The 7,657-nt window shown below is 31.5% G+C and carries 8 protein-coding genes; 3 read left to right on the top strand and 5 right to left on the bottom strand.

Annotation, left to right across the window (positions count from 1 at the left end):
• Position 1 precedes the first annotated feature (1 nt).
• Genes ACH2BG_RS06795 through ACH2BG_RS06785 form a run of 3 tightly spaced genes read right to left on the bottom strand, consistent with a single transcriptional unit; the run spans position 2 to position 1,606 of the window.
• Positions 2-769 carry an ABC transporter ATP-binding protein gene (locus ACH2BG_RS06795; protein ID WP_395046953.1) on the bottom strand — a complete coding sequence of 256 codons (768 nt, stop codon included), beginning with the start codon at positions 767-769 and terminating at the stop codon, positions 2-4.
• A complete protein-coding gene (locus ACH2BG_RS06790; RefSeq protein WP_395046954.1) occupies positions 769-1,470 on the bottom strand; it encodes an MlaE family ABC transporter permease in 702 nt (233 codons plus the stop codon). The genes ACH2BG_RS06795 and ACH2BG_RS06790 overlap by 1 nt, the downstream gene beginning before the upstream one ends.
• Positions 1,397-1,606, bottom strand: coding sequence for a hypothetical protein (locus ACH2BG_RS06785; RefSeq protein WP_395046955.1), 210 nt, complete (start codon positions 1,604-1,606; stop codon positions 1,397-1,399). Before ACH2BG_RS06785 ends, ACH2BG_RS06790 begins: the two co-directional genes overlap by 74 nt.
• 197 nt (positions 1,607-1,803) lie before the next feature.
• On the opposite strand from ACH2BG_RS06785, the gene ACH2BG_RS06780 reads away from it, so the two are divergent.
• Entirely contained in the window at positions 1,804-3,045 is a 1,242-nt protein-coding gene (locus tag ACH2BG_RS06780) for a response regulator (protein WP_395046952.1), read from the top strand.
• A gap of 113 nt (positions 3,046-3,158) precedes the next feature.
• Here the strand turns inward: ACH2BG_RS06780 and ACH2BG_RS06775 are convergent, their stop codons facing one another.
• Positions 3,159-4,007: a glycosyltransferase family 2 protein gene (locus ACH2BG_RS06775; RefSeq protein WP_395046951.1), complete on the bottom strand. Its 849-nt coding sequence runs from the start codon at positions 4,005-4,007 to the stop codon at positions 3,159-3,161.
• Positions 4,008-4,060: 53 nt separating this feature from the next.
• On the opposite strand from ACH2BG_RS06775, the gene ACH2BG_RS06770 reads away from it, so the two are divergent.
• Both ACH2BG_RS06770 and ACH2BG_RS06765 read left to right on the top strand, forming a co-directional pair.
• Entirely contained in the window at positions 4,061-4,954 is an 894-nt protein-coding gene (locus ACH2BG_RS06770; protein WP_395046950.1) for a glycosyltransferase family 2 protein, read from the top strand.
• A complete protein-coding gene (locus tag ACH2BG_RS06765) occupies positions 4,944-6,407 on the top strand; it encodes a hypothetical protein (RefSeq protein ID WP_395046949.1) in 1,464 nt (487 codons plus the stop codon). The genes ACH2BG_RS06770 and ACH2BG_RS06765 overlap by 11 nt, the downstream gene beginning before the upstream one ends.
• Here ACH2BG_RS06765 and ACH2BG_RS06760 read toward each other — a convergent pair.
• Positions 6,395-7,453, bottom strand: a complete 1,059-nt coding sequence (locus ACH2BG_RS06760) for a 3-oxoacyl-ACP synthase III family protein (RefSeq protein WP_395046948.1) — start codon at positions 7,451-7,453, stop codon at positions 6,395-6,397. The genes ACH2BG_RS06765 and ACH2BG_RS06760 overlap by 13 nt on opposite strands.
• Positions 7,454-7,657 lie beyond the last annotated feature (204 nt).

Below are 7,657 nucleotides of genomic sequence, written 5' to 3'. Positions count from 1 at the left end.
TTTATCGTTTTTGATTTAAAACAGCTTCTCTCACTTTTTTAAACAATTCTGACGAATATACAAAATCGACAACGGCTTCATTGTCGGTTCTAAAGATTTCTTCTTTGGTTCCTTGCCAAGCTTTCAGCCCGTTTTTTAAGAACAAAATATTCTCACCAATTTCCATCACCGAGTTCATATCATGCGTATTAATTACCGTTGTAATATTATATTCTTCGGTAATTTCGCCAATCAAATTATCAATCAAAATAGCAGTATTTGGATCTAAGCCAGAGTTAGGTTCGTCGCAAAATAAATATTTAGGATTGTTTACAATAGCACGAGCAATCGCCACACGTTTTTGCATTCCGCCCGAAATTTCAGAAGGTAATTTTTTGTGAGCATCAATAAGATTGACTCTTTTTAATACAAAATCGACACGATCTTGAATTTCCGATTTAGAATTGTTGGTAAACATTTTTAGAGGAAAACCTACATTTTCTGCTACCGTCATCGAATCGAATAAAGCACTTCCTTGAAAAACCATTCCAATTTCGGTACGTAATTCTCGTTTTTCATCGGCAGACAATTCGGAATATATTCTACCATCAAAGGAAATGGTTCCCACTTCTGGCGAATGAATTCCCAATAGGCTTTTTAGCAAAACTGTTTTTCCAGAACCACTTTGACCAATAATTAAATTGGTTTTTCCGGTTTCAAAAACAGTCGAAACTCCTTTTAAAACCTTGCTGTCTCCAAACGATTTCTCGATATTTTTTACTTCTATCATTAGGTTAAAAGTAGTTGCGTTAAAATATAATTCATCAAAATTATCATAACCGATGTCCAAACAAACGACACCGTACTTGCTTTTCCTACTTCGAGTGCGCCACCTTTCATATAATAACCGTGAAACGATGGGATTGTAGCCAGAATTAAAGCAAAAATTAATGTTTTTATGAAAGCATAAGTAATATGAAAAGGAATAAACTCTTTTTGAAGACCGTCTATAAATTCTGAACTACTCCCAAAACCTCCGTAAACACTGGCGATATAGCCGCCTAAAACACCTAAAAACATCGCAATTCCTATAAGAAACGGATATAATAACAACGCGATTAATTTTGGAAAAACAAGATAGTTCAAGGAGTTTACACCCATAACTTCTAGTGCGTCAATTTGTTCTGTAACGCGCATGGTTCCTATACTCGACGTGATAAATGAACCCATTTTTCCTGCCATAATGATAGAGATAAAAGTAGGAGCAAATTCTAAAATAATAGATTGTCTGGTCGCAAAACCAATAAGGTATTTAGGAATTAACGGATTGGTTAAGTTTAAAGCGGTTTGTATCGCTACAACACCACCTACGAAAAAGGAAATGAAAGCTACAATTCCGAGTGAACCAATAATTAAATCATCTATTTCCTTGAAGATAAGCGTTTTCATAACCGACCATTTGGTTTGTTTTTTGAAAACCTCTGCTATCATCAGAAAATATCTTCCGATTTGTGATAAATAACGAATTAACATCATAGTTTATAAATATAGGCGAAAATACAAAAATAGTTATGAGTTCGGATTGTGGTTTGTGATTATTTTGAATAGTGTACTTATGTTTTGTCATTATATGAAATGGAAGCACTCTAATAGTTTAACATAATAAACTGTAAATATTTTTGTAAAACTACTTTTTTTCATTTTTTAAACACTAACTTTATGACTATTAAATAGTTGTGTTTTGTATTAATTATTTTTCCTGTAGTTGAATATGAATTTACTCCTATTTAAAAGATAGGTAGTGCTAATTTAAAATCAAAAGATATGGAAGCAAATAAGCCATCATACAGTGAACTAGAGAATCAGTTGGTTGATTTAAAGGAAGAGTTGGTTAGGTTGTCTTTATTGTTAAGTCAAACTAATAAAGAATCGAAAGTAGTTTTGGATAGTTTGGAGATTGAAAAAACCAGTAAATCCCAATCTTTAAATTCAGAGCTGATTGAAGCGGTCTTGTACAAAATAAAAACTCCTTTGAATACCATCGCTGGACTGTCTAAGTTATTAATTGCAGATAAGTTGGATCTTGAAGAAAAAAATAATTTAGCTAAAATTATTGCGAATAGTTCCAATGAATTACAGGGCATTTTTTCGGAATACGAAAGTTATAATTCTTTCAAATTCGATAAAGCATCGATTGATAAGCAAAAGGTTTCGTTAAATGAATTACTAGATGATTTAAAAATAAAATTTGTAGATCAGGTTTTTCATAAAGGATTAAATTTCAGGTCTGTCAAAGGTTTGTCTAATGATGATGCTATTGTTTTGATTGATGGGATTATGATTACTCATATATTTACGAGTCTGCTCAATAATTCATTAAAATTTACCAACGAGGGTTTTATAGAAATGGGCTATCAATTGGTAAATAGTGAAATAAATTTTTATGTAAAAGACAGTGGTGTTGGTTTTGAGAAAAACTTAAAAGAAAAGATTTTAACTTCACAGCTCAAAATAGAAAAAGTTACCAATGAGGGTAATGAAGTTGGTCTAGGCCTTTCATCCGTGAAACATTATGTCGATTTGTTAGGAGGATCTTTAGAAGTTGAATCAGAGCTAGGCGCGGGAACGGCTTTTTGTTTTAAGGTGCCGTATGTTCCAGCACTTATCGAAGTAGCACCAGTAACGTCGAAAAAAATAATCAAAGTGTTAATTGCAGATGACGAAGAGGTTAGTTTTGTACTTCTTAAAAAATTGTTAGAAAAAGGACAAGTACAAGTCATAAGAGCTAAAAACGGGGAAGAAGCCTACGAGATATACAAAAAAAATCCAGACATCGATTTGATTTTAATGGATCTTCGTATGCCTCAAATTGATGGGTATGTTGCCGCTCAGCTCATTAAAAATGAAGCACCCGAAATTCCAATTATAGCACAATCTGCCTATTCATTGAAAGATGATAAAGAAAGTTACAAAAATGCTTTTGACGGCTATCTTTCTAAACCTGTAAATAAAAAAGAGTTTGAATTGGTAGTAAACAAATACATTGATGTGGCTCTATTAAATTAAGAAAAACTAATTTTCACAATAAAATTAGTAGTAATAAATCATCTTGACATAGTTCGAGATGATTTGTTTTTTTTTAGTTGTAAATGTAATTCGTAATTGACGCTTAGGTAAGATTAAAATAACTTTTCTTTCATTTTTTCCCAACGATAATTTCTAATAAATTTTGCTTGTTCGTGGGAAATTAACAAAGGTTTTTTTGCTGATTTTGCTTTCCAAAAACCTTTTATATAATCTAAAAAAAGAAGTGGTTTCTTTTTCATCATCGCTAGTTTAGCCGAAGCAATTGCGGTAATAATAAACCCATAACCTAAACTATAAAAAGCTTCACCCTGTTTGTATCGAGCGGTTTTGTTATAGTTTGCTCCTGTTGGTTTTAGGTGTTTTACTTTTAGTGATTGGTCGGTTACTACTTTCCAGTTGTAAAATTTACACAATAATTCATCGACCGTATCCCAACCCATCGCGGGTTTTAGTCCGCCAATTTGTTTGAATGTTTCTTTTCGGTAGGCTTTAAAAGCACCACGAATATGATCTTTATCGGTTAGGTTTTCTAAAATCCAATCATTATTTTTTTCGATGTAAGCAAATCCGCCAACCATTCCTATTGTGTCGTCAGATTTGAAATGATTGATAATAGTTTCGAAATAGTTTTTTGGAAAAATTAAATCTGCATCGGCTTTTACAATAAAATCGTAATCATTACCTACCGTTTCTAATCCTTTGTTAAAGGCTTGTATGACTTTGCTTCCTGGTAAATGTATCGCTTCCGAAGTTTTATTTACTAAAGTAATAGTTCTGTTTTTTTCGGCGAAAGCCAATGCGATTTCTGCTGTTTTGTCGGTCGAATTGTCATTAACAACCACAATTTTTGTAGGCAAAACAGTTTGCTCGATAATTGACTGTAAAGTCAAACTGAGAAATGATTCTTCGTTATGTGCAGGAATTATGATGTAATATTTCATTTTATACTAAACTCGAATACAAATATCCTTATTTTTGTAAGATAATAAAAATATTGGCTTTGAATAAAAAGGTTTTTGTCATCATTGTGACGTATAATGGATCGAAATGGATAGAAAAATGCATCAATTCTTTGTTGCATTCAACTTATCCTATCGATATTGTTGTTATCGATAATTGTTCTACTGATGATTCGATCGAACTTTTTAAACAATTTCCAGAAGTTCATCTCATTCAATCTAAAGAAAATCTAGGATTTGGAAAAGCCAATAATATTGGTATCGATTACGCTTTAAAAAATAATGCGGATTATGTTTTCTTACTCAATCAAGATACTTGGATTTTTGACGATACCATTTTAAATTTAGTTGCTGTTGTCCAAAAAAATTCTTCATTTGGAATTGTAAGTCCAATGCATTTTTCGGGCGATGAAAAAACGCTCGACGAAGGTTTTGTAACTTATTATAACAGAAAAATTGAAGTAAATTCGAATGAAAACATTGTAAATGTTTCTTTTGTAAATGCAGCAGCTTGGCTCGTTTCTAGTGCTTGTTTGCGAAAAGTTGGTGGTTTTGAACCACTTTTTGGACATTACGGAGAAGACAGGAATTACTGCGACCGTGTTTTGTATCATCAGTTTCAAATTGTAATTGCTGAAAATGCTAAAATATGCCACGACCGAAAAATTACGCGTAGTTTCAAAAAAGATCTAATCCAGTCGAAATACAGAATTTTATCACAGGTTTTGGATATAAATAACACTTTGTTCTCAAGTTACACCAATGCATTAAAATCGGTTTTTGGATTGCCAAAATATTTCAAAAAAAGTTATTCTTTTGCTTCTATTGTAAAGTTATTTTATAATTTGGCTATTTATTATGTACAGCTTGTTTTTAGAATGAGAATTATTAAAATATCTAGAAAAAAATCGATGACTTATGTCAAATAAAGTATCTGAAAAGCAAGCTTTTTTCTTTACCATAATTAACTATATTGGGATTGTTATTGGTGTGGTTTCTACACTTTTTATTTATCCAAATGACAAAGAATTACTCGGAATTTTCAGGTATATCGATGCGATTTCCTATGTTTTATTTCCTATAATTCTTCTAGGAGCATCGCAAGCATTGGTTAATTTTACACCAAAACTTGACGAATTACATAAAAAAAAGCTATTTAATTATAGTATTTTTTCTACACTAATTATAAGCAGTTCTATCCTCGGATTACTTTTTATAATTTCATTTATTCCGGCTTTTAAAGGAATGAAATATGTTTATATTGCCTTTCCCATTGCGTTATGTTTGGCATTTATAGAGTTATTCAAAAAACAAGCTACAATTATTCAGAAAATTGCAGTGCCCACATTTTTAGACAATATTATTCCCAAAATTTCGCTGCCCATTATTTTCTTATTGTTGTTGTACAATTATATAACATTCAGTCAGTCGGTTGTTTTTTATATTATTTCTTACGGGTTGATTCTTATTTTACTTGCGATTTACGTCTTTAAATATTTTAAACCTAAATTTAATTTAGACTTTAAATCACTTTTTAATGAAGTTTCTAAAAGAGATTATTATCAATTTTCGATGTATGCTTTTGCGGGAAGTTTAGGATCTGTTTTTGCTTTTAGGATTGATGCTTTAATGATTCCTAAATTTATCTCAATGGAAGCCAACGGAACATTTAGCATCGGCGTAACTTTAGCTTCAGCATTAGCGATTCCAGCAACTGGCGTTTTTGCGTTGTACGCGCCAATTATTTCCAATTATTTAAAAAATGATAATTTATCAGAATTAAATTTAAAGTACAAAGAAACCTCAAAGTTGCTTTTTTTTATTGGCGCACTTTTATACAGTTGTATTTTTCTTGGAATTGAAGATTTATTCATGCTTTTACCAACTCATGAAAAACTCATGACATCAATTCCTATCATTCTCATTTTAGGATTTAATGTTTTGGTGAATATGGGAACAGGTTTTAATGGCGAAATAATTACGTATTCAAAATATTATAAGTTCAATTTAATCGCCATTGCCATACTTATTGTGCTCAATGTGGGGTTAAATTTACTGTTTATACTTTATTTTAATTTCGGAATTGAAGCCGTCGCAGTAGCTTCTTTATTATCGATGGTGGTTTTCAATTTCGCTAAATTGTTATTTATTTACAAAAAATTCAAACTTTTTCCTTTCGATTACAACTATCTGAAATTGGTTTTAATTTTTGTAATAACTTTAGGGTTTGTTTGTTTTTTACCAAAATTAATCAACGAAATGTATACTTTAACGTATAAAGTTTCCTTGAGTCTAGCCCTAAATACTTTGATAATTTATAAACTAAAATTGGTTTACCAAGTTACACTTTGGATAAATAAAATTAGAAATTATACACGATAAACAATCGCGTTAATGTTCATTCCTGCGCCAACCGATGCGAAAATAATTACATCACCTTTGTTTATTTCTTGGTTTTCTATTTTCCCATTAACGAGTAAATCGTACAAAGTGGGTACTGTTGCCACGCTCGAATTTCCTAATTTATGAATACTCATTGGCATAATGCCTTCGGGTGTTTCTTGATTGTGAAGTTTAAAAAAACGATGAATTATTGCTTCGTCCATTTTTTCGTTCGCCTGATGAATTAAGACTTTTTTTACTTCCGAAATTGGAATTCCGCTTTCGTCGAGACAGTCTTTCATGGCTTTTGGTACTTCGTTCAGTGCAAATTCGTATATTTTTCGTCCTTGCATTTTGATGTAACGAACATCTTGATCAAGATTTTTGTTAAATGAATTACCAAAAAACAAATAATCAGCTTCATCAGTAGCAAAAGTTGCAGAAGCATGCGCTAATATTCCGCCGTCTTCATTTGTAGCTTCAATAATAGTTGCGCCTGCTCCGTCCGAATAAATCATGCTGTCTCTGTCGTGAATATCAACGACTCTCGATAACGTTTCGGCACCAATAACCAAACATTTTTTTGCCATTCCAGCCTTGATAAAAGCTTGCGCTTGAATAACACCTTCAACCCAGCCAGGACAACCAAACAAAAGGTCATAAGCGATACATTTTGGATTTTTTATTCTTAATTTTTGTTTCACTCTAGCTGCTAAACTTGGCACAGCATCACCTTGTATGGCACCTTGTTTTACATTACCAAAATTGTGCGCAAAAATAATATAATCTAAAGTTTCAGGATCAATCTTTGCTGTATCAATTGCTTTTTGGGCGGCAAAAAAGGCAATGTCCGATGTTACAAGGTTTGCATCTGCATAACGTCGTTCTTCAATACCAGTTATTTGTTTAAATTTATGAGCAATGACTTCGTTTGAAGCGTTAAAAGTACTTCCGTCTTCATTCAAAAACTGATGTTTGGCAAAATCTAAATTGGTTACGATTTGATTCGGAATATAGCTTCCCGACCCCGTTATCTTGATGTTCATTTTGTAGTAATTGGTTATGCTAAAGTATCAATAAAATATCCTTTTTTGATTAAAAAATTTAAAATTTAATTATTATTACAGAATATTCATTTAACATTATCTTAATTTATTGATAATATAAAAAATTATTTGTTTTGTTGTATGATTTTAATTTGCATTATGGTAGCAATACTCAAAGCTTGGGTTTTTATTTGCTCCGCTTTT

It is taken from the genome of Flavobacterium sp., from assembly GCF_043779715.1.
Classification (GTDB): domain Bacteria; phylum Bacteroidota; class Bacteroidia; order Flavobacteriales; family Flavobacteriaceae; genus Flavobacterium.
This window is presented reverse-complemented; position numbering and strand designations above follow the sequence as displayed.

Excerpts from the sequence above, each read along its gene's own strand:
- ACH2BG_RS06790 (WP_395046954.1), bottom strand. The coding sequence starts at position 1,470 with ATGATAGCAGAGGTTTTCAAAAAACAAACCAAATGGTCGGTTATGAAA.
- ACH2BG_RS06780 (WP_395046952.1), top strand. The coding sequence starts at position 1,804 with ATGGAAGCAAATAAGCCATCATACAGTGAACTAGAGAATCAGTTGGTT.
- ACH2BG_RS06765 (WP_395046949.1), top strand. The coding sequence starts at position 4,944 with ATGTCAAATAAAGTATCTGAAAAGCAAGCTTTTTTCTTTACCATAATT.
- ACH2BG_RS06775 (WP_395046951.1), bottom strand. The coding sequence starts at position 4,007 with ATGAAATATTACATCATAATTCCTGCACATAACGAAGAATCATTTCTC.
- ACH2BG_RS06760 (WP_395046948.1), bottom strand. The coding sequence starts at position 7,453 with ATGAACATCAAGATAACGGGGTCGGGAAGCTATATTCCGAATCAAATC.
- ACH2BG_RS06795 (WP_395046953.1), bottom strand. The coding sequence starts at position 769 with ATGATAGAAGTAAAAAATATCGAGAAATCGTTTGGAGACAGCAAGGTT.
- ACH2BG_RS06785 (WP_395046955.1), bottom strand. The coding sequence starts at position 1,606 with ATGACAAAACATAAGTACACTATTCAAAATAATCACAAACCACAATCC.